Annotated in this window: 15 protein-coding genes and 1 other RNA gene; 5 read left to right on the top strand and 11 right to left on the bottom strand. The window is 65.8% G+C overall.

All coding sequences use genetic code 11. The features are described 5' to 3' along the window. Positions 1 to 58: 58 nt before the first annotated feature. The 10 genes from DEFCA_RS0104310 to DEFCA_RS22925 form a co-directional block, all read right to left on the bottom strand. Positions 59 to 295 carry a S16 family serine protease gene (locus tag DEFCA_RS0104310; RefSeq protein ID WP_281173734.1) on the bottom strand — a complete coding sequence of 79 codons (237 nt, stop codon included), beginning with the start codon at positions 293 to 295 and terminating at the stop codon, positions 59 to 61. 58 nt (positions 296 to 353) lie between these two features. After that, the gene (mads4, locus tag DEFCA_RS0104305; RefSeq protein WP_025321804.1) at positions 354 to 974 is read right to left on the bottom strand and encodes a methylation-associated defense system protein MAD4; all 621 of its coding nucleotides are present in this window, start codon (positions 972 to 974) and stop codon (positions 354 to 356) included. After that, positions 971 to 2,257, bottom strand: coding sequence for a methylation-associated defense system AAA family ATPase MAD3 (gene mads3 / locus DEFCA_RS0104300; protein ID WP_025321803.1), 1,287 nt, complete (start codon positions 2,255 to 2,257; stop codon positions 971 to 973). The genes mads4 and mads3 overlap by 4 nt, the downstream gene beginning before the upstream one ends. A 295-nt stretch (positions 2,258 to 2,552) precedes the next feature. After that, positions 2,553 to 6,113 carry a DEAD/DEAH box helicase family protein gene (locus tag DEFCA_RS0104295; protein WP_025321802.1) on the bottom strand — a complete coding sequence of 1,187 codons (3,561 nt, stop codon included), beginning with the start codon at positions 6,111 to 6,113 and terminating at the stop codon, positions 2,553 to 2,555. A gap of 109 nt (positions 6,114 to 6,222) precedes the next feature. Then, the gene (locus DEFCA_RS0104290; RefSeq protein ID WP_029733546.1) at positions 6,223 to 7,335 is read right to left on the bottom strand and encodes a Fic family protein; all 1,113 of its coding nucleotides are present in this window, start codon (positions 7,333 to 7,335) and stop codon (positions 6,223 to 6,225) included. Continuing rightward, positions 7,335 to 10,661, bottom strand: coding sequence for a site-specific DNA-methyltransferase (locus DEFCA_RS0104285; RefSeq protein WP_025321800.1), 3,327 nt, complete (start codon positions 10,659 to 10,661; stop codon positions 7,335 to 7,337). The genes DEFCA_RS0104290 and DEFCA_RS0104285 overlap by 1 nt, the downstream gene beginning before the upstream one ends. A 40-nt stretch (positions 10,662 to 10,701) precedes the next feature. After that, entirely contained in the window at positions 10,702 to 13,605 is a 2,904-nt protein-coding gene (locus DEFCA_RS0104280) for an SNF2-related protein (RefSeq protein WP_035802874.1), read from the bottom strand. A gap of 478 nt (positions 13,606 to 14,083) precedes the next feature. After that, positions 14,084 to 14,445: a transfer-messenger RNA gene (gene ssrA / locus DEFCA_RS21305) on the bottom strand. A 95-nt stretch (positions 14,446 to 14,540) separates the two neighbouring features. Beyond that, on the bottom strand, positions 14,541 to 14,924 hold the full coding sequence (locus DEFCA_RS0104270; RefSeq protein WP_025321798.1) for a DNA polymerase ligase N-terminal domain-containing protein: 384 nt from the start codon (positions 14,922 to 14,924) through the stop codon (positions 14,541 to 14,543). A 207-nt stretch (positions 14,925 to 15,131) separates the two neighbouring features. Next, entirely contained in the window at positions 15,132 to 15,437 is a 306-nt protein-coding gene (locus tag DEFCA_RS22925) for a ComEA family DNA-binding protein (RefSeq protein WP_025321797.1), read from the bottom strand. Positions 15,438 to 15,651: 214 nt separating this feature from the next. On the opposite strand from DEFCA_RS22925, the gene DEFCA_RS0104260 reads away from it, so the two are divergent. Then, positions 15,652 to 16,047, top strand: coding sequence for a class II SORL domain-containing protein (locus DEFCA_RS0104260; protein ID WP_025321796.1), 396 nt, complete (start codon positions 15,652 to 15,654; stop codon positions 16,045 to 16,047). A 57-nt stretch (positions 16,048 to 16,104) separates the two neighbouring features. Here DEFCA_RS0104260 and DEFCA_RS0104255 read toward each other — a convergent pair whose 3' ends face one another. Continuing rightward, positions 16,105 to 17,586: a Do family serine endopeptidase gene (locus DEFCA_RS0104255; RefSeq protein ID WP_025321795.1), complete on the bottom strand. Its 1,482-nt coding sequence runs from the start codon at positions 17,584 to 17,586 to the stop codon at positions 16,105 to 16,107. A gap of 188 nt (positions 17,587 to 17,774) precedes the next feature. On the opposite strand from DEFCA_RS0104255, the gene DEFCA_RS0104250 reads away from it, so the two are divergent. From DEFCA_RS0104250 to DEFCA_RS0104235, 4 genes are read left to right on the top strand one after another with little or no spacing between them, the layout of a single operon-like run. Then, the gene (locus DEFCA_RS0104250; protein ID WP_025321794.1) at positions 17,775 to 19,529 is read left to right on the top strand and encodes an NAD+ synthase; all 1,755 of its coding nucleotides are present in this window, start codon (positions 17,775 to 17,777) and stop codon (positions 19,527 to 19,529) included. 7 nt (positions 19,530 to 19,536) lie between these two features. Beyond that, positions 19,537 to 20,166, top strand: a complete 630-nt coding sequence (locus DEFCA_RS20260) for a DUF2062 domain-containing protein (RefSeq protein WP_025321793.1) — start codon at positions 19,537 to 19,539, stop codon at positions 20,164 to 20,166. Continuing rightward, entirely contained in the window at positions 20,159 to 20,791 is a 633-nt protein-coding gene (gene nth, locus DEFCA_RS0104240; RefSeq protein WP_025321792.1) for an endonuclease III, read from the top strand. The genes DEFCA_RS20260 and nth overlap by 8 nt, the downstream gene beginning before the upstream one ends. Then, on the top strand, positions 20,788 to 21,807 hold the full coding sequence (locus DEFCA_RS0104235) for a ketopantoate reductase family protein (protein WP_169709438.1): 1,020 nt from the start codon (positions 20,788 to 20,790) through the stop codon (positions 21,805 to 21,807). Before nth ends, DEFCA_RS0104235 begins: the two co-directional genes overlap by 4 nt. Positions 21,808 to 21,848 lie beyond the last annotated feature (41 nt).

The following is a 21,848-nucleotide window of genomic DNA, read 5'->3' as shown; positions in this document are numbered from 1 at the left end:
GGCACGACGTCCCGGAGACCCCGAGGATCGAATTGATGGCGAAGGGGTGAGAACAACTTTAAAACCTGTCAGCGTCCCCTCCCCCGCTCAAGAAGTTCCGCTTATTCTCGATGGGGATGAGGGCGCACTTGGCGCCGTTATCCATGGCCACCTGCAGGGGCTCCATCAGCGAGCGCACGGGTTTGATGTTGCCCTGGATGCTCAGGCCCCCGAGGACCAGGAGCCCCGGCTGGGCCGAGGCTTTGCGCAGCACCGAGTAGGCGGCCACGAAGAAGGCCACACCGATTCCTGTCATGAGTCTGTCATGGCTCGCAGGGACGCCTCGTTTTGAATGGGCACCCCCACCTTGACAGTCAGGCCGGGAACCAGCGCCGGAGCACATCGCACAGCCGCCCGAAAGCGGCGTCCTGGCAGCCCCGCAGGGTGACCTTTTCGGCCAGCTCCCGGTAGAGAGCCGAAGACCGGGGGATGCGCTTTTCCCGCAATGCGTCTTCCACGGTCGCCTTCGGGTCCTCCGGCTTTGCGCGGTCCTCAGGCCATAGACCCCGGGTCTTCAGCCACTCACGCAGCGGCGGCCGGGCCCCTGCCCAGCCCAACACCCGCTCCACGTGGGGCGACCGGCTCCACACCCACGCTTCGATCTCGGGCTCGACCACCACCACCTCGGCGCGGTCGGCAATGCCCAGGGCGGCGAACTGCTCGCGCACGGCCCGTTCGGTATCCGCGGCGCTGGGGTGGGGGTTCCCTTCCCACGCCTGATCGAACACCAAGAGGCCCCGCGAGGGAGTGTCCCCCAGGAGTCCGCGCAAGAACTCCGGCCCGTCCCGGTAGCAGCCGGGGTCTCGCAAGGGGTGAACGTGGACCTCGACCGAAAACTCCCTGAGACCGATGGACCGCCTGCGTTCGCCCACCAACGTCGAGATCACGGCCTCGATGTTCTTGTCGGCCACCACGCAAACGAGGTCCGGGTTCATCCCAGCACCCCCGCGGCGAACAGGCTCGAGAGATCGAGCGCACCCTTCCACTGCGTGAGCCTGGGGTGGTCGCGCCCCGCGACGATGTCGGTGGCCCCCTCCTGCGTGCGGCCGAAGCACAGCAGATCGTCGAGCCGCGCCATCCCCAGGACGACCGGGGAGTGGGTGGCCAAAAACACCTGGGCGCCATAGACCGAGGAAAGCGCCTGGAACACCGTCTCGACCGCCCTCGGGTGGATGCCGTTCTCGGGCTCCTCGATCAGCAGGATGCCGCCCTCCACGTCGGGCGTGTATGCGAGTAGCGTCAGGGCGAGGGTGCGCAGGGTGCCGTCCGAAACGATCCATGACGGTGCATCGAGCCCGTTTCGGTAACGGACCACGAGGTAACGGTGCCGATCCTCCTCCCTCTCGGCCGTGGAGACCGATTCGATGTCGGGCAGCGCTTCCCGCAGGTGCGCCACCCACCGCTTCAACCGGTCCGGGTGCCGCTTTTCCAGACGTGCTACCACGTACGGAAGGTTGGACCCATCGGAGAGGTACCCGGCCTGGCGCGTGGGCGGCGAGGGACGGCGCATGGCCTCGGCCGCCAGGGCCAGCCGTTGAACACCGGTCTGTAGAACGTCGCGGAGCCACAGCGCCACCGGGAAACGCTCTCGGTCCTCGGGCAGGCTGGCCAAGGCCGTCTTCTGGGTGGAGAGCGCGAACGGCGCGTTCCATCCCGTGGTCTCGGAGATGAAGTACGCCTGGCCCGCGTCGCCCCGCGTCACGACCTTTTTCCAGCCTTTCGGCGACCTTTTCCTGGGCAGGCGCACGATGTGTTCCGGCGCCTCCCGCAACCCGGGGAACAGGATCGGTTGGGGCGGGGCCCTGTTCGTCGCAGCCCCCTCCTGCCCGGTTTCAGCGATCAACCATAGGTTCTCCGCGCCGATCCGGGGCTCGCCGGCCACCTCGATGCGCATTTCGTAACGCACCCGACCGTATGCACCGCCCTTTGCCGTCTGCAGGTCGGGCGGAATCGCCAGTTCGACGGCCAACTCGAAGGCATCGCCACTGCGCAGCCACGTGAGATGGCGCGGATCCGGCGCGCGCATCATGATCTCGAGCCGGCTGTCGCCCCGGATCGCCGTGTCGAGGTCGGTGCGGACCAGATCCCCCAGCAACCCGATCACGTCGAGAAAGGTGGACTTCCCGCTCGCGTTGGGCCCGACCAGAAGCTGGAACGGCCGCACGGCCTGGCGGATGTACCGAAGGCTCCGGTAGCGGAGCGCTTCGATTTTGGTCACCCCCACTGCTGCCGAACGAGAATTCCCTTCTCGCATCACATCACCTCCAGACAGTGCGCGGCAGCTTCCACCATTCGCGTCGCCCACCGCACCGCGCGCCAGCCACGACCACCGGCTGCGATGCATGAGCTTAGCTTTGTTGATGGGTGCCGGTGCCCGCATCACCGGAGCACCGCTTCCCTTCCCATCCCCTCGCGCCGTCCATGGTCGCAGGAAAGCTCCGCTTTAGACGGACGTCTTCAACTCCGGTGGAATTCTACAGAGAGTTGTCCACTCCCCTGGCCGTGGCGATTTATCATCTCTCGCTCATATTATTGCCGCCGCGCCATCGGTAGCGTGTTCCCCTTTTTTCCCCAGTCCTTTCCACTTCATCGTGTTCCGCCAGTTGGCGGGCGAGGGGTAGCCACTGAGAGGAGGTGATACCTAAGGCGTTCGTGATCTCGGCGCGGGAGCGCGGGCCGGGGTGGGCGCGCAGGTAGTCCAGCGCGGCCTCGAGCAGGGCATTGGGGCTGGCTCGCCGCGGGGCCGGCCGCTCCAGATCCCTCACGATCGCATCACCTGTCACCCCCCCCGGGATGTTCTCGTCCGCCGGTCCCGAGGACTCAATGATTTGTTGAAGCATTGATTCAATGTAGGCGTCTCTGTCGTCGATCTGAAACAGGATATGCCGCTCTGTCATGGCTCGTTTATCGACACCCCATTGCCTTTCCATCTCATGCGACCGTGTGTTCGAGATGATGAAGGACTCCAACACTACGCTAGGATCCCCCATTCTCCTTTCGATCTCCTTGATAGTTTTGTAAAATTCGATCTTTGGGTCGTTTTTGGGCACATTGCGGATGCCCTTCGGGTCCACAAAGACCACATGCTGGCGGGAGCCAGCCAAGATCCAAAGGATGAAGTCGGGGTAGAAATTCCCCGCTTCAAAAAAGCCAACGCCGCACCCTTTGCTCAGGTTACGAAGCAGATAGAGCTCCCTGCCTTCTAAAATCGGCGGTTTGCCGTCGCAGAACGCCTTCAGGTCCTCGACGAAGCGCCGTTCTCCTTTATTGAGCGGCACCGGTGAGATCTCCACGGCCCCTCCCTCGGCATAGAGGAGAGGCTGGTACAGGTGCCGATCGAAGAAAATGGCCTTGAGGCCCCGGAACTCCCATGGCCTGAGGTCACCGGCCTCAATCGCGGCCTTGAGCTCCTCCAATTTGGCCACGATTTCTGCCTGGGATTCCTCGATCAGGATGTGGTAGCCGTACGCCGGCGCATCTTCCTTGACGACGAAGAAGTTCGGGTCGTCTTCGGTGAGATCCCGGTACTCGAGATGCGGCAACTCCCATTCCCGCTTGCGGAAGGTGTAGTAGCGCTCGGTGTATTTTCGCAGCAGGGCGAGTGCGATCTCGTGCCAGCGGTGGAGCTTTTCCACCAAATCGAAGGTTTCCACCGAATCGAAGGCAAGCTCGGCCTCGGGGATGAGGAGGCGGTACCAGCTCGTATCCAGTAAGAGTGCCCGGATGCCGTCCAGGGTCAGGTTCAGGTTGTACCAGCCGCGCTCGGCTTTGAAACGCTCCAGCTCGAAGTACAGGCGCTCAATGTCCAGGAGGGCGACGTGGCGCGGTGAGAGCTGCGCTTCCTGCAGCGTGCCCTCGGCATCACCGCCTGAGACGCCCTCTGACTTCATCGCCCGGATCTTGGGGTGCCAATTGACCACCACGGGATTCGTGCGGAGCCACTCGGTGCCCGGATCGACTGCAGGGTCGGGCGGCCGTACCGATGGGATCGGCCCCAGTTTTCGGAAGGCGTCCCCAAACTCGGTGCTGACGCCATGAATCTTTTTTTTGAGGCGAATGGTCTTGAGCGGCCGCTTGCCCAGGTTCTTGATGATTGGGAGCAGTATTTTGATTCGCTCCTGGTTGGCAGAAACCCCTTCCTCCTTGAGGAAGTCACGGAACTGGGCCATGTAGTCAGCACGGATGCCGAAGATGGAGAGCGTCTCCAGGGTCTCGATGTGCCTGGGGCGCTCGAGCCCTTCGGGCAGAGTGGCGCGGCTACTGCGCTTGAGGCTCATCCCAACGCCTTTGAGGCGCACCCCGCGGCCAAAAAGCTGGATAATCTGGGCGCCCTCGCCGCGGCCGACGTTCATGAGGCCCATGGTCGAGACACGCCAGCTCGACCAACCTTCGGTGAACTTCTTCGAGCCGATCAGGACGTTGATCGTCGAATCTGGCCGATCGAGCTCGTGGAAGAGTGAGCCGGCGAACTCACGTTCGGTGGTGCTGATCCCCTTCTGCTCGCAGATCTTGATCAGCTTGTTGTCGTCCCCGACGTTGATCACACCGAACGGGTCGTTGTCGCCGAGGCGCAGGGCGATCTCGCCGGTGGCTCCTTTCAGGTTTTCCACGTGCAGCGCGCCGCCGCCCGGCGCGTTGAAAAGCAAGGCCAGCGTCTCGTCGAACACCTGCTGCGGCGTGAGTCCGCTGGTGTTGAGGTAAGTGAAGTGGCCCGAGAAGAGGTTACGGCTGGAGGCCGTGACCAGCCCCTGGCTCAGCACCTTCTCGATGCGGCGGATGCTGCCGGCTCGATCCCGAACGTAGCCATCCAGAAACCGCAGGATCTCCACGATGTCCGACGCGTCGCGAGTCGCAAGCGTGGCCGTGACACTGCCGCCCACGAAAATCCAGAGCGGCTTCTCGATGTTGAAGGGCCGAAGCGCCGTCTCTTGGTCCCGGTAAAGCCGTTGCTGCTGGTAGAAGGCGAGGAGGCAGGCGGTCAAATACGTCTGCATCCATTCGCTGTCACTGTCGTCCTCCAGGTTGAGGATCTGGTAGTCCTTGCCGAAGCCGTCGCCGTAGAACCAGCGGTAGGAGTAGTCGAACAGAACACTTTTGGCGTAGAGGTGCCCCAGTTCCTGGTTGCCCTTCACCGCCTGTCCGAAGGTGGCCGAGTATTCGAAGGAAAAGCCCCTCTCGCACAGCGCGTTCCGGGCCTTCATCCACGCCCCTTCCCGTCCGGAAGAGGCCCCCCGATGTCCCTCATCCACCAGCACCAGGTTGTTGCCCTCGAACGCCTCGATAGCCACCGTTTTCTCGCCCATCTCCTCCTTGAGCTTGGTGACTTCGAGGATCTCGACTGCGTGGCCGGCGAAGAGTCCGCGGCCGTTTTTGTTGAAGATCTCGGCCTGAATGCCGGACTTCTCGAACTCCCGCAGATGCTGTTGCGAAAGCCCCTCGTTGGGCGTCAGCAGGATGATGCGGTTGAGCTCCCGAGCCCGGCCGTGCGTCTCCAGGTACCGGCGGTACTGGAGGATGTGGGCGTGCATGAGCAGGGTTTTGCCGCTGCCGGTGGCCATCCAGAAGGCGAGCTTATTGAGCTGGCCTCGGGCGTCGCCGCCGGGGTCGAACGGCGCGATCCGATCCGGCTCGTCCACGTCCTTGTTGAACGCCTCAAGGTGTGCATTCAAGGCCGCGAGCAGCTCCCCCGGATCCTGAAAATAGCTATCGAGATAGATCTCGGTGAACAGCAGGGCCAGGTACTGGAAATACTTCCACACGATCGGCGGCTCGCCGCGGGTAGTGCGCCGCTCGTTGAGCTTCTGGGTCACCGAGACGATCGCCTGGTCGTAGCGGAGCAGCACCTCGTCGGACAACTCGGGGCGCTTCTCCTGCGGCAGGTGCAGGCAGAGGGCGCGGTGGAAGCGGTGGATGTTGTTCTCGTCCAGCCCCTCCAGGCTCTCATCGCGCAGGTGCTCGGCGAGCTGATCGAACCGCTCCACGCCGAAAAGCCCGAGCAGCCACCGGTTCAGCAACAGCTTCCGATTGAAGGGGAGTTGGGGCCTGCGGTTCCGGCGTCGGCGTGGTCGGCTCATGCCGCCGGCCTCCCGGCCTTCTCGGTCACGGCCGCGCACCCGAACCGTTTGTCGATCACTTCTAGGTCCGAAGTGATCGGCAAGCAAGATTGACAATCACCGGTGATCATCAAAGCACGCTCCTCCCCTCGGCGATGTTGATCAGGGCAGGAAAGGCCAGGATCGCAGGCCGCCGGCCCCGGCCTTGGGCGATCTCTTCGATCACACCCTCTTTTCGCAACACTCCCAGAAAACGTCTGGCTGTGGGCTCCGGAATCCTCGCCGCCACCACGAAATCCGTACTCCGGAAAATCGGTCGCTCGAAGATCCAGTCGAGGGCATGGATCGCATACTGAGACCGGGTCAGCCTAGGAATCCGGCGCTTCATCTCCTCGTAGAGCCGCAGGATCGCCTCGGCCTTGGCCAGGTTGTCCTCGGCCTGAACCCGTGCCGCTTCGAGGAAGAAGCGGCACCATCCGGTCCAGTCATCGTCCCGGGAGACCGCGAGCAAGGCGTCATAGTAGGCATCCCGCCGCGCCTCGAAGTACGCGCTGATGTAGAACCTCGGCTTCCGGATCAGCCCCCGCTGCCACAGGAAAAGGGGAATCAGCATGCGGCCGATCCGGCCGTTTCCGTCGAGGAACGGGTGCAACGCCTCGAACTCTGCGTGAAGGATCGCGAGCTGCACCAGCCGGTCCGGCGCGTCCTCGTGGGCATAGCGCTCCCAGGCGCCCATGGCCTCCGGCAGCTTGGCCGCGTCTATGGGGACGAATCGGGCCTCCTCCACGGTGCAGCCCGGCGGCCCGATCCAGTTGGGCACCCGGCGGTATTCGCCAGGGGACCGCTCCTGTCCCCGCACCCCCGACAAAAGCACCCGATGTGCCTCGCGGATCACCCGCTGGGAAAGGGGCAGTGTTTGAAGAAGGCGTTCGGCCTCCCGCATGGCAGCGCGATAGTTGAGGATCTCGCGGATATCTTCCCGGCGCTCCGGAGAGACCGGCTCCTTTCCGGCTTCGTACTCCAGCACCTCGCCCATGGTGGCCTGGGTCCCCTCGATGCGCGAGGAAAGCACCGCTTCCTCGGTGGTGAGGGGCGAAAGCAGGACGTCCGGGTTGGGAATCGCTGCCAGCATGCCGTCGTACCGGGCCACCGCCGCCGCGGCCGGCCCGAGAAGCGGGATCAGCCGGGGCCAGTCCAGACTCTTGGGCGGGAAGCGGCCCTCGTGGTAACGAACCGCCGCCATCACGCCCCCTCCATCTCGAACATCCGACGGTGGAAGTCCTCTTCGATCAGGCGGACCTTCCAGGTGTCGTCGGGCGCCTTGAGGTTCTCCAGGTTGTTGGTGCCGTTGACGTAGATCAGGTCGAACTCGCTGTCCTTGCTGGAGTAGCCCTGCTTCTGGAACCACGCGTCAAGGACCAGGTTGTCCTGCTCCACGCCCTCGGGGTCCTCGCCCCCGGGCCGGTTGCGCCAGATGACGAGCGTCTTGCGGCCGTCGCGGGTCTCCCCTTCCACGGTGCGGAACCACCAGGGGCCCTCCGGATCCTCCCGGAGTCGCCCATCCAGCAGCAGGCGGCGCGGAGCGCCCTCGGGCAGATCGGGGTCGGGGTCGCGCTTGAACGCGGCACTAAACCTTCGGGGCGCACTGATGTGACGAACGGTGAGACCGATCAGCCAGTTGAAGGTCTCGATGAGGTCCACGCAGACCTCCCGCGACTCGTCCGAGCCGGGGCGTTTGACCTTGAGCTTGTACCGGGTCGGGTCGGTGAAAGCGCGGATATTGAGGAGCGAGGCGCTGCCGCGCGTCTCCACGTCGAGCATGTAGCGCAGCAGGTACTGCTCGTAAAACCCGTCCGCACCCTGGACCTCGGGCCGGCTGAACAGCTCCTCCTGGACCTTCGAGCGGCGGATCTCCAGGTTGTTGAGCGTGTCCTCGTAGGACTCGAGGCGCAGCACCTTGAAGATGCGCGGGCTGCGATCGGCCTCCTCGGCAGTGGCCAACCGCTTGGGCTTGCCGTTCTTCCATTCCGGGGTGAAGGTGACCTTCTTCAGGCGCGGCAGCAGTACCGTGTCGAAGTAATCCCCCATTTCGACGAGGATGAACTTGCGCCGCCCGCCGTCCTCGCGGTTCAGGTTGATGACCGCGTGGCCGGTGGTGCCGGAGCCTGCGAAGAAGTCGAGGACTACTGATCCAGTTGCAGTGATAAAGCTAAAAAAATTCGAGAGCAGCTCGACAGGCTTCGGGTTCCTGAAAATTTCTCTCGAGCCAAAAAGGGCTTCAATCGAATTTGCTGCGACCCTACTATCAAGTTCTACCACAGCCTTTAGACCACCAGTATAGTCTCGAAGGTATTCCTTGATTTGAACGATTTGTGTTTCGTCTTCGCCGAAAATAATTTTGCCGCTAGCGAGTAGACGCTCCATAGTTTCCTTGGGAAAGCGGTAGCCCCTAGCAGGTTGTACACATGGTTTGCCAGTCTTAGGATGGATGACGTCATATCGGTACCCCTCTTTGCCTGGGTTGTGAACCTTTCTTCCTCCGGTGTACGGTCCTTCCTCGTCAACTCGATCGTAATGTGTCAATGGAGCTAGCACGTCACGGTTGTTTCTCACGAACTCTCTAAAACGCATTTGAACTTCTTTCAGCGTCTTGCATGTATCTCGGAGGCGCTTCCACTCATCAAGCATCAATTGTTTTGCGTCGACAACAGAGCTGCGCCAAACTGGTGGTGTTGCCCCAATCTCCTTGGCATACCACACGACATATTCGTGTTCCGTAGCGATCCGAGTAGGATTGTTGTCTGTAGCCCCCTTCCAAACGACGTTGGCAATATGGTTTGCAGAACCAAACTGCTCATCCATCAGCAATCTAAGGCGCGGTTGTTCCGTATCATCGATGCTTGATAAAAGCACTGCGTCTAAAGTCATGCAGTTGCGTGCCACCGTCAAGCGATCACTCAGCATCTCAAGCCAACAGGAATGTTGGTAATTATCCCGATAGGGAAACCCGTCCTTCCCTGTGTTGTATGGTGGATCAATATAAACACATTTCACCTCTTCCCGATACCGCTTCTGCATCAACGTCAGCGCCTGGAAATTCTCGCTATGAAAAAGCACCCCATCGGTCTGCTCATCCACATCGCCGATGGCCTCCAGCAGCCGCGCGGTGAAGTCGGCGTCGAAGTGCCGCGTGTCCACCATCAGGGTCGGGTAGGCTTGTAAGAACGCCGTGGTGAGAGGGGTGCTGTACCCAGGTGTGACAAGGTCACCCTCGATCTCGTCGATGGCGTGCAGCCGCACCCACTCGTCGCGCTGGGCGTCGTTCCCGGCAATCTCTGCTAGCAGAGCTTCCCGCGCGGCCTCGTCGTCGATCTTGAGGATCGTGCCGATACTCACGCACCAGAAAGTCTCGGTAACGAACTTCTTCTTGAGCCACAGCTTCTTCTGGAAATCCTCGATCTGGGTGAGGAAGTCGATGATCTTACGGGCGATTTTGCGGATGACCCTGATCTTGGAGAGGTACTGTTCGACCCTTGGCGCAGTCTCGTTCTCGATGTCGTCGAGGTGCATGACCTCGTTCTTGATGTAGAAGTCGAGCTCGCGCCGCAGGAACCCGCCCAGATCCTTGTGGATGAAGTAGTCAAAGGTGTTGCGGGCGGTGTAGCGGTTCAGGTGAGCGCGCAGGCGGGAATAGTCGGCCCGGCTGCCGTCGCTCTTGACGTGTGGCTGGCGCAGGGCCTCGATCCATGGGGCGAACGCCGCATCCTGCACGGCGAGGATCCGCTGCTCGGCAAAGGCGAGCAGGTCCTTCTGGGCCGGGGGCTTCTTCTTGCCCTCTCGCTCCCCCTCTGGCCAGTCGGTGAGCGTGGCGGGCCGGTACTCGAACCGGATCACCAGTTCCTTGCCTTCCGTCCCGTCCTCCTCGGCCATGAAGTCCTCGGCAGTCAGCACGAAGACCCGCTTGTTGGCCTCTTTGACGTTGCCGTGTTCGCCCTCGGCGGCGTCCACCAGCCGGAAGTGGACGCGCATGGGGTTCTTCTCATCGTCGGGCTGTAGGCGGAAGGCGTAGTCACGGAGGTACTCGCTGGTCTTGATGTAGTACTGGTCGTGGTTGGCCCAGTAGAGCTTGACCTCTTCGCCCTCATAGGGGATGGCGTAAACGCCTTCCTTATACACGCGACGCGAGATGAAGTCGCCCTCGTGGTAGTAGCGGCGGAAGAAGCGGTAGAGGTGGTCGTAAACCTCGGCTTCGAGGGCATCGATGTCCACGGCCTGCTCTTCGAGACGAGCACGAAGCTCTTTCACCTTCTGGGTGCTTTCTGGATCGACGCCCAGATTCTTCGCTTGCTCGATCGCCTGAGCCAGCTCCTTCTCGATCGCCGCCTTGTCCGCCGGCCGGTAGGTGGCAAATTCCGCCTTCACCTGCGGCAGCAGATCCCGCTCGAGGAACCGCGAGACCTCGGCGCTCTTGGCGTGCATGATGCGGTAGATGCCGAAGTCGAGGTCTGGCTGATCGAGCTGGAACAGCTCCTTCAGAAGCGCCACCAGCTTGTCGAATCGTTGGCTCATCCCGGTCTCTTCCTCCCGGTCAATGGATACTTCTTGGTTCCTACTCAACCCGCCACCGGATCGTGAACAGGCGTTCGAGTTCCTGCTTCTGCGCCAGTCGCTTCTCCAGTTGGTCGATGAGACGGTCGCGCTTTTCCATGATCTCGTCCTCGACCCGAAAGATCTCCTGGCGCTGGCGGCGCTGTTGCCGCTCAAGCCGGCGCATCCGCTCCTGGATGGCGTGCTGCTCTTCGAGCGTGGTCGCCTGCCGGGCCTCGCGGCGGAGCGCCTTGATCTGTTCCTTCGTGTCCCTGAGCGCCTTTTCGGCGGCGAGGATCATATCATCGGCCCAGCGTTCGAGCTTCTCACGGGCCTCGTGGAAGTGGCGGTTGTTCTCTTCGAGCGATCGGCTGAGGGTGGCGGCGGCGTGGCGCTCGATCTCCGCAGCCAGCCGTTGTTCCACCGCCGCAGGGATCTGGGTATTGCCATCAATGCGGCCAGACAACCCGAAGAGCTTCTCCATGGTCTCCTGGTCGAGCGCCCGGCCGTCGTCGTCGAACCCAGAGAACAGCAGATACTCCTCGCGCTCGTAGGATTCAATCACAAGTCGGGCGAGGGTGAGGTAGCCGCTTCGGCCGCGCAGCGCTTCCACGGCCAGCACCCGCGTCGGATGGCCGGTGATGTCGAAGACGACGGTCGCCGGAGGGGTCGGCAGGGCCTTGGCGGCATCGAGGACGTACTCGCCGAGTGGGTGCGAGAGCCTGTAGAGGAAGGCATCGTGCCCGTCGCCCACATCGCCCTCGTCGCGCTGCGCGGTCTTGGAGATCAGATGGTAGCGGCCGGGGCGAATGTCCTCGCGGGGCGGGCGGTGGAGTTCGAAGGTGAGCGCCGCGTCCTCGAACCGCGCGCGGTCGGCGAGCATGTACCGCGTGAGCGCCCAGAAACGCTTGCCCACACGGTCGAGCTGGGCCTGGGCGTCGGCCAGCCGGAGGCGCAGGCGCTCGTGCACGTCCTCGTCGAAGTGTTCGAACAGGGTCCGGCGCGCCTCGTCGAGCCGCGTGCGGATCTGCTCGTCGAGCTCGGCCTGTAGCTGCTCGAAGGCCACGTCGATCTCTTCGGGTGTGCGGCACTCCTGGTAGATGGCGAGAATGCGCTTTTCGAAGTCAACCCCCGACTCGATGGTGCCGAGCACCTCGTCCGAGGCTCCGAAAATACCGCTGAAGAGCTGGAACTTCTGCTCCAGGAGCTCGAGCACCCGCCGGTCGGCTTCGTTACGCTCATTCAGGAAATTGATCACCACCACGTCGTGCTTCTGCCCGTACCGGTGGCAGCGGCCGATGCGCTGCTCGATGCGTTGAGGGTTCCAAGGCAGGTCGTAGTTGACCACCAGGGAGCAGAACTGGAGGTTTACCCCCTCGGCGCCGGCCTCGGTGGCGATCATGATCGTCGCCTCGTCGCGGAAGTGTTCGATGAGCGCCGTGCGGATGTCCACCGGGCGCGATCCGGTGACGCGGCCCGTGCCGGCGTTGCGCTCGCGCCAGCGCTCGTAGATGGCCGTGGCCTCCGGCCCCCTGTTGGTGCCGTTGAACAGCACTACCTGGCCCCGGTAGCCGTTCTCCTCCAGAAAGGTCCTGAGGTATTCCTGGGTGCGGCGCGACTCGGTGAACACCAGGGCCTTGCGCCGGGCGCCGATAGCGCTCATCTGTTCGAAGCCGATCTCCAACGCCTTGAGCAGGGCCCTGGCCTTGGTATCCGTGCCGACGCTGCGCGCCCAGGCGGCGAGACGTTTGAGCTCGTCGATCTCGGCCTGGAGCTGGCGCCGGTCGATCCCTACCGGTCCGTGCCCGGCGTCCTCTGTGGTGTTCCCGTTCTCGGCGAGGATCTCGTCGAGCAGCTCGTCCTCTATTTCCTCGCCCTCGATCAGAGACTGCGCCAGCTCGGGGTCGTCGCGCACGCGCTCGTCACGCAGCGTCTCCAGCCGTGCGGCCAGCGTCTCCAGCGTTGCCGCTATGGCCAGCGGCGAAGAGGCCAGGAGTTTTCGCAGGATGAGCGCCGTCAGATGGCGCTGGCGCGCAGGCAGCGCGTAGCTCTCTGGGCGCCGCAGAAAGGCAGAAACGGCCTCGTAGAGAGCGTGCTCCTCGTCCGTGGGGCGGAACGGGCGGGTGATGGCTCTCCGCTCTGTGTAGCGGATGTACTCCGTCACATGATTGCGCAGGGTGCGTTTGCAGAAGTTCCGCAGACGCTCGCGCAGCTCGTTCAGGTTGGCACCGGCGCTCGCGTACTGGGCACGAAACGAGCTCACATCCCCAAACAGATGCTCGTCGATGAGCGACGCCAGTCCGTAGAGTTCGAGGAGCGAGTTCTGCAGCGGTGTGGCCGTGAGCAGAAGCTTTCGGCACCTCTCCGTCGCCCAGCGGATCCCTTGGCCCACTTTGTTGCTGGGCCGGTAGGCGTTGCGCAACTTGTGGGCCTCGTCAATGACGACGAGATCCCAGGCGATCGACTTCAGCTCCTCGCGCAGTCGATAGGCGTAGTGAAAGGAGAGGATGAGGACAGCCTTTTCCGCCAGTGGCGAGCGCCCTTGCCTGAGTGCTTCGCGGTGCGACCGCGCATCGAGAACGAACGTTGGGAGGTGGAGTTTCTCTTCGAGTTCCAGCGCCCACTGTTTGCGGAGCGAGGCCGGGCATAACACCAACAACCGCCGCTTGCGCTCGGCCCAGAGTTGGCAGAGGACGATTCCGGCCTCGATCGTCTTACCGAGCCCTACCTCGTCGGCAAGCACCACCCCCTTGGACAGCGGCGACTCCAACGCGAAGAGAGCCGCCTCGATCTGGTGGGGATTCAGATCCACAGCGGCATCGAAAAGCGACATGGTCAGCCGGTCCAGCCCACCCGCCGCACGACGGGTAAGATCGTGAGCGAAGTATGCGGCTTGGTGAGGCGTGATCGTCAGTTGGTGCTGCATCCGTAAGACCCCGGACGAGGAGAACAGAATCGCTCTTTGGTCAGCGTTGGGCTCGAGTTTGATCCTGACCGAACATCGTCAACATCCGGGAAATGCCCCTGAAAACGGCGTCGTGGCGGAGTTCCTCGTGCCTCGTGCCCCCCTCCTCGAAGTCCTCGCGAGCCAATCAAGAACCTCTCGCACATTTTCCCTGCTCCAATCCCATCAAAAACGGCCACCCCGGCGAAGTTCGGTCTCTTCGCCCTAGGTGGCCGTTTCGAGTGTCACGGTGCCGACCGTGTTCATACGATCCCCCTCCGTGGAAACAACGGTTCGGGATGGTAGCCCACCCGGGGCTGGCGAGGCAACGCCGGAGCCTCCGAAGCCCGCTGAGGGTACCACGGAAAGCGGTCAGATCCTGTCCGGGGTCGGGACGTTAGGTCCGAGAAACACGAAGGCCCGCCCCGGGTCGTTGCCGGGGCGGGCCCTCTTCTGGAACTGGTGGAGGCGGCGGGAATCGAACCCGCGTCCGAAGACCATCCGCTCGGAGCCTCTACGTGCGTAGTCCGTGTTCTGGGTTTAGCGGCCACGGGCTCCCACGGACAGGATTCCGGGACCGCGAGCCCCTGTTAAGGTTTCGCCCCGGCGCCAAGGGGCAAAGCGCCGGAACTAGCCTGCTTCGCTGACACCCGCTTCCGTCCAGCAGGCGGGGCGGGGCGGGCGTCGCGGCCTACTTAGGCCGCGAGGGCCAACTCGTAGTTGTCGGCAGTTGTGTGTTTGCCGGTTGTTTTACGAGGCCAACCGGCGACCTCGGCACGCAGCATCCGGCTTCAGTGTCCCCGTCGAACCCAGATCGCCCCCAGGATTCGTTGCGATCAGGGGGTTCCCGACGGGGCGGGAACCGGTGGAAGCGCGTTCAGTATGGGCCCCGGGGGCGTCGGGGTCAAGCTTCGGCTTCATGCTTCGGGCTCCCTGGCGCGCACCAGGAGGTGGGCGCCCTCCCCTGCCTTGGGGAACGGGATGAGGGCCCAGCGCCCCCGGAGTCGCTGCCCCCCGAGCCGAACGGCCCAGTGCCCGCCCGGCCCGCCCTCGACCGTTTCGTAGGCTCCCCGGTCCCAGATGGCCACGGTTCCGGCCCCGTAGTGCCCCTCGGGGATCTCGCCCTCGAAGTCGATGTACCCGAGGGCGTGATCCGGGGTGCGCACCGCGAGCCTCCGCTCGCCCGGCCGCAGGGGCACGCCCTTGGGCACGGCGAAGCTCACCAGCACCCCCTCGTGCTCCAGGCGCAGGTCCCAGTGGAGGCGGCGGGCGTGGTGCTCGTGGACGACGAACCGGGGCATGGCAGGGGCACGTTGGGACGTTGGGACGCTTGGGCGGCGGGGTGACAAGAGAAGCACGGTTCTTCTGCCGGTTTCAAGGGGGATGTTCGGCTGGGCCGGGCTTCCGGTGGGGCACCGGGCTCTCCGGTGGGCTCAGGGCCCCACGACGGAGAACGGGCCCGGGGATCGCCCGGGCCCGGGAGGGGCGGGGAGGGTGGTTTCGGGGGGCTACTCGACTTTGACAAACGGGCGCAGCGCTTCGAGCTTCTTCTCGCCGATGCCTCTGACCCGGATCAGGTCGTCCACCGATCGGAAGGGGCCGTTCTGCTCCCGGTAGTCCACGATGGCCCGGGCCGTGACCTCGCCCACTCCCTTGAGTCCCATGAACTGCTCTACGGTCGCCGTGTTCAGATCGATGCGCTCCGTCGCCGCCTGCTGGGTGCCCGCCTCCTGGGCCGCGGTCGCTGCCACCGGAACCGTGGCGAGCGAAATCGCGACGCCGAGCACCGCCGCTCTCAGGGCGCGACTCGACATTTCGTCTCCTCCTGGTGATCGGCCTCCCCTGCCCGCCTCCGGCGGCCACCCTAGCACCGGCCCCACTGCCGTCAAGGGAGGAAACCCCGTACGGCAATTCTGACCGGTTACATCTTTTTTTCTGGACACCGGCGGTCCGGGTGATATCTTATGGCCGCGCCGCCCCTTGGGGGGCCCGTTGTTCCACCCACCCATTCGATCAGGAGGAAAGACCATGAGCGCGATCGGAGACCTGTACAAGCAAGCCGACTGGAAGGCCGAGAAGCACGTGCCCGTGATCGAGTGCCCCGACACGGTGGCGGCCGACGAGGCCTTCGAGGTCAAGGTGTGCGTGGGCAAGGAGATCGCCCACCCGAACACCACCGAGCACCATATCCGGTGGATCCGGCTCTACTTCCTGCCCGAGGGGGGGAAGGCCCCGTTCGAGGTGGCGAACCTGGAGTTCACGGCCCACGGGGAGTCGGCCGAGGGCGCAAACGCCGGCCCGGCCTACACCCACCACCAGGCGAGCGCGTTCCTGAAGCTCAAAACCTCGGGCAGGCTGATCGCCACCAGCTACTGCAACATCCACGGGTTGTGGGAGAGCGCCAAGGACGTCCGGGTCGGCTGATCCCGACTTCCCGCGGCCGGGGCGACGCACACCTGCCCCGGCCGCGGCTTTGCCGGTTCACGGAGTCAGGGTCACGTAGTAGGCGACCCGGCCCCGCTGGACGACCAGCACCACGGTCTCCCTCTGGCTGGCCGCCAGCACGGCCTCCCGGAACGAGGACGCGCTGTCCACCCGCTGGTCGTTGACCTGGCGCAGCACATCGCCCGGCTCGATGCCGGCCCGCGCCGCAGCCGAGCGGGGCGTCACCCGCACGATCACCATTCCCCGATCGGTGAACAGGCCGTACTTCCTGGCCAGGGCGCGGGAGTTGGGGGTCACCTCCAGGCCCAGCCACTCCTTGGCCAGGTACTCCACGTATTCGTCCGGGATCTCGCGAGTGGCGACGGTGTGCTCCTCTTCCTTGCCCCGCCGGAGCACCCGGAGCCGGATCCGGTTGCCCGCCGTGTACCCCGCCAAGCGCTGGAAGAACGTCTCCCGGTCCTCCACCGGCCGGCCGCCCATGGCCACGATCACGTCGCCCCGCTCCAGGCCGGCCTGGGCCGCCGGGCTGTCCTCGAACACCCGGGTGATCACCACGCCCTTTTTCACGCCGAAGTACCGGGCCAGGTCCGGGTTCAGGTCCTGGACGTGGATGCCCAGCCACGCCCGGTGCACCGTGCCGTAGGTCAGCAGGCTCTCCACGATGCGCCGGGCCTTGTCGATGGGGATCGCGAACCCGATCCCCTGGGCCTTCTGGTAGATGGCCGTGTTGATGCCCACCAGCTCGCCCAGGATGTTGAGCAGCGGGCCGCCGGAGTTGCCCGGGTTGATCGAGGCGTCGGTCTGGATGAAGTCGGTGTACACCCGGTCGTTGTCGCCCCGGATCGTGCGGTTCACGGCGCTGACCACCCCGGTGGTCACGGTGTGGGACAGGCCGAAGGGGTTGCCGATGGCGATCACGGTCTCGCCGATCATCAGGTCGCCCGAGGTGCCCATCTCCAGGTAAGGCAGCTTCCCCTCGGCCTTCACCCGCAGCACCGCCAGGTCCGTCTGGCCGTCGGCCCCCACCAGCTCGGCCTCGTACGTCTCGCCGTTGACCCGGGTCACGGTGATGCGGGTGGCGTTGGCGATCACGTGCTCGTTGGTCAGGATGGTGCCGTCCGGCCGGATGATCACCCCCGAGCCGAGGCTGCGGGCCCGGCGGGCGGTCTCGGGCAGCTCGCCGAAGAAGTCGCGGAAGAACTCCTCGAAGAAGGGGTTCAGGCCCACGAACGGGCTCTCGCGGCTCACGATCTCGGTGGAGATGTTCACCACCGCCGGGCTGGCCTTGCGCACCGCCCGCACCACCGGCGTCTCGCGGGGGTTGCCGGCCGCGGCGTTCCCGCCGGCCAGCAGGGTCAGGACGGCGGCCAGGATCGCCACCACCCCGATCCGGGCGGGCCGCCCCCTTCCGAGGGCCGAGGCCCCCCGGAGGGCCCGGGGGGGACCGGGGCAGCCATCCGATCCGTCTTCGGCAGAAAGGGTCCGCAGGAAGAACCAGCCCGTTGTCGCCACCGCCATGCTCCTTTGTTCCTCGTGTCGCGGCCGTTCGCTCCGACGGCCCCCTACCCTACCCCACTCCTCCGCCCCGCGAAAAGACGACCCGGCCGGCTTCGGCTGGGGGGTTGTTGCATCCGACCGGCGGTTTTTCGTACTGTTAGCCGTTCTCCTCGAGCCACCCCCCACGCGGGGCGGAAAGGGTCGGTCCGATGCGGTTGTTCCTTTGCCAGATGAACGCCACCGTCGGGGACATCGACGGCAACGCCCGGAAGGTGCGCGACGGCATCGAGCACGCCAAGCGACTGGGGGCCGACCTGGCCGTGTTCCCCGAGGGGGCCCTGGTGGGCTACCCGGCAGAAGACCTCCTGTTCAAACCCTCGTTCGTCGCCCAGAACCTCCAGGCCCTCGAGGACCTGGCCGAGGCCACCCGGGGCATCACCGCGGTGGTGGGGTTCGTCCACCGGGACGACGACCTGTACAACGCCGCGGCCGTCCTGCACAACGGCGAGGTCCGGGCCGTGGTGAAGAAGTGCATCCTGCCCAACTACGGGGTGTTCGACGAGCACCGGTACTTCCAGCGGGGCGACCACACGGTGGTGTTCCGGCTGGACGGATGCGTGTTCGGGGTGACCATCTGCGAGGACATCTGGTACCCCGCCGGCCCGGCCCGCACCCAGGCCCTGGCCGGGGGCGCCCAGCTCCTGGTGAACATCTCGGCCTCCCCCTACCACGCGGGCAAGGTGGAGTACCGGGAGACCATGCTCTCGACCCGGGCCTCGGACAACGCGGCCGTGCTGGCCTTCTGCAACCTGGTGGGGGGCCAGGACGAGCTGGTGTTCGACGGCAACTCCCTGGTCTTCTCCCCCCGGGGCCAGCCCATCGCCCGGGGGCTCCCCTTCGAGGAGGACTACCTGGTGGTGGACCTGGACCCGGCCGAGGTGCTCCACCAGCGGCTCCGGGACCCCCGCCGCCGGGTGGCCGTGCGCAGGGAGACGCCGGCCGTACCCCTGGCCGGCGTCCTGGACCTGCCGCCCGTGGCCCACCGGGACGGCCCTCCCCTGCCCCGACGCACCGTGGAGCCCCCCGGCCCCGAGGAGGAGGTGTACCGGGCCCTGGTGCTGGGGTGCCGGGACTACGTGGAGAAGAACGGGTTCTCCAGGGTGGTGCTGGGGCTGAGCGGGGGCATCGACTCGGCCCTGACCGCCTCGATCGCGGTGGACGCTCTCGGCGCCGACCGGGTCACCGGCGTGACCATGCCCTCGCCCCACTCGAGCCGGGGCAGCGTGGAGGACAGCCGAGCCCTGGCCGAGAACCTGGGGATCGCGTTCCTCGAGATCCCGATCGGCCGGGTGTACGAGGGGTTCCTCGAGACCCTGGCGGAGCCGTTCGCGGGCCGGGACCCCGACGTGGCCGAAGAGAACATCCAGGCCCGCATCCGGGGCACCCTGCTCATGGCGCTGTCGAACAAGTTCGGGTGGCTGGTGCTGAGCACCGGCAACAAGAGCGAGACCTCGGTGGGGTACTGCACCTTGTACGGGGACATGGCCGGCGGGTTCGCGGTGCTGAAGGACGTGACCAAGACCTGGGTGTACCGGCTGGCCCGGTGGAGAAACGCCGAGGCCCGGCGCCCCTGGATCCCCGAGGAGATCCTGGTCAAGGAGCCCAGCGCCGAGCTCCGGCCCGGCCAGAAGGACACGGACACCCTGCCCCCCTACGACCTCCTCGACCCGATCCTGCAGGGGTACGTGGAGGACGACCGGCCCGTGGAGGGGCTGGAGGCCGAGTTCGGGCCCGAGGTGGTGCGGCAGGTGGTGGCCATGGTGGACCGCAACGAGTACAAGCGCCGCCAGGCTCCGCCCGGCGTGAAGATCACGCCCCGGGCCTTCGGGAAGGACCGCCGGTTTCCCATCACCAACGGGTTCCGGCCCTGGTCCCACCCGGCCGGCGGCAAGGCCGGGAGGTAGCGGGGGCATGGGGCGTCCGCAGCGAGGGAAGCGCGTTCGCCCCGGGTGGGAGAAGACCGCCCGGTACTTCTACTACCGGTGCGTGAGGATCCACGGCCGCCCCAGGGAGGTGGCCCTGGGCATGGCCATCGGGCTGTTCGTGGGGTTCACCCCCACCATGGGGGTGCAGATGATCATCGCGGTGGCCTTGGCCGCCGTGCTCGGCCAGAACAAGCTGGCCGCCGCCCTGGGGGCGTGGATCACGAACCCCCTGACGGCCCCGCCCATCTACTCCATGACCTACGCCCTGGGGGCCTGGCTCCTGGGGATGCCCCTGCGGCCGCCCGAGGGGTTCTGGCGGGCCTTCACCCACCTCAGCGACCTGACCCATCACATCTTCGCGCCCCTGTGGCTCGGAGGCCTGGTGCTCGGGGTGCCCGCGGCCGCGCTCGGCTGGTGGCTCACGTACGAGGCGGTGATCGCCTACCGCCTGAAGATTCGGCACCGCAAGGCGAACCGGATGCACAAGTGGAAGTGGAGCCCACAGCACGGGTGGCACCGGGTCTCCCTGGCCCGGCCCGAGCCGTCGTCGGACTCCGGCGGCCCTCGTCCTCCCCCCGAGGAGCCGGCCGCCGGCACCGGAGGCAAGCATGGATGACCGCGAGCGGGCGGCCGAGATCGATCGGATCCTCCGGGCCCGGTACCCGGAGACCACGGCGTTGCGGTTTCGCGACCCGTTCACCCTGCTGGTGGCGGCGATCCTGGCGGCCCAGTGCACCGACGAGCGGGTGAACCGGGTCACCGAGACCCTGTTCGACCGGTTCCCCACCCCCGAGGCGTTCGCCCGGGCAGACCTGGCGGAGATCGAGCAGGCGGTCCGGCCGACCGGGTACTACCGTCAGAAGGCCCGCACCCTGCAGACCTGCTGCCGGGAGCTGGTGGAACGGTTCGGGGGCCGGGTGCCCGAAAGCGTGGAGCAGATGGTCACCCTGCCGGGCGTGGGCCGGAAGACCGCGAACCTGGTGCTGGGTAACAGCCTGGGGATTCCTGGGGTGTTCGTGGACACCCACGTGAAAAGGGTGTCGGCCCGCCTGGGTCTCACCCGCCACACCGATCCCGACCGGATCGAGGCCGACCTGGAGCGGCTCGTCCCCCCGGAGCGGCGGGTGGCGTTCTCGAACCTCCTGACCCACCTGGGCCGCGAGATCTGCAAGGCCCGCAAACCGAGGTGCGAGGCATGTCCCGTGGAGTCGCTGTGTCCGAGGATGGGGGTGGGGCCGTGACGACCGGAACCCCCTTGCGCGTGGCCGTGGTGGGCATGGGCGCGCTGGGGTCCGTGTTCGCCGCGGTGTACGAGGAGGCCGGGTTTCGGGTGGTGGGGGTGGAGCGGGACCCCGAGCGGCTTCGCCGGCTCCGGGACCCGAGCTTGGGTGTGCGGTTTCCCGACGGCACCCTGCGCCCGTACCCCGAGGTCACGGGATACCCCCTGGGAGAGCCCGGCGCGTTCGACCTGATCCACGTCTCGGTCAAGGGGTACGACACGGCCCGGGCGGCCGAGGACCTGGCGCCCCTGGTCGGGGAGGACTCGGTGGTCCTGTCGGTGCAGAACGGCCTGGGCAACCTCGAGGCCCTGGCCGCCCGGTGGGGGGCCGACCGGGTGCTGGGAGGCATCACGGCCCACAGCGCCGAGACGCTGCCCGACGGAACCGTACGCTACCGCGGAGGCCGGGGGCCCCTGCTCGCCGTGGGCCCGTTTGGCCCGCCCCGGCCTTGCGTGCTCACCGTCACCCAGACCCTGAAGGCCGCACTGGGAGGCTGCGGATACCACGTGGAGCCGGTGGACGACGTGGAGCCCGTGCGGTGGAAGAAGTTCATCGCCAACGTGGCCACCAACCCCGTGGCCGCCCTCACGGGCCGCACCGGCCGGCAGATGCTCGCCAGCCCATCCCTGTGCCGGCTGATCGACCTGCTGGCCGAGGAGGCCGCCGCCGTGGCCCGGGCGCGGGGCCTGAGGTTCTCCGAACTGGACGACCCCGGCGGGTTCAGCCGCTGGGCCCTGGAGGGCGTCGGCGACAACCGGATCTCGATGCTCCAGGACGTGGAGGCCCGAAGGCCCACCGAGATCGGAACCCTCAACGAGGCGCTGGTGGCCGAGGGCGAGCGGCTGGGGCTGCCCTGCCCGGCCCACCGGGCCGTGGCCCTTCTGGTCCGGGCCCTGGAGGAGGCCTTCGGGCCCGCCCACCCCGAACGGGTGCCCGATTGTGGACCGAACGGGTATCTTTCGGACCCAACCGGGTAAAACGACGTCTTCCCCCCTGGGCCGTTTCGCGGCCCGCGGCT

Source organism: Deferrisoma camini S3R1 (assembly GCF_000526155.1).
GTDB lineage: Bacteria > Desulfobacterota > Deferrisomatia > Deferrisomatales > Deferrisomataceae > Deferrisoma > Deferrisoma camini.
The sequence above is the reverse complement of the archived record's forward strand: the minus strand, read 5'-3'. Positions and strand labels throughout refer to the sequence as shown.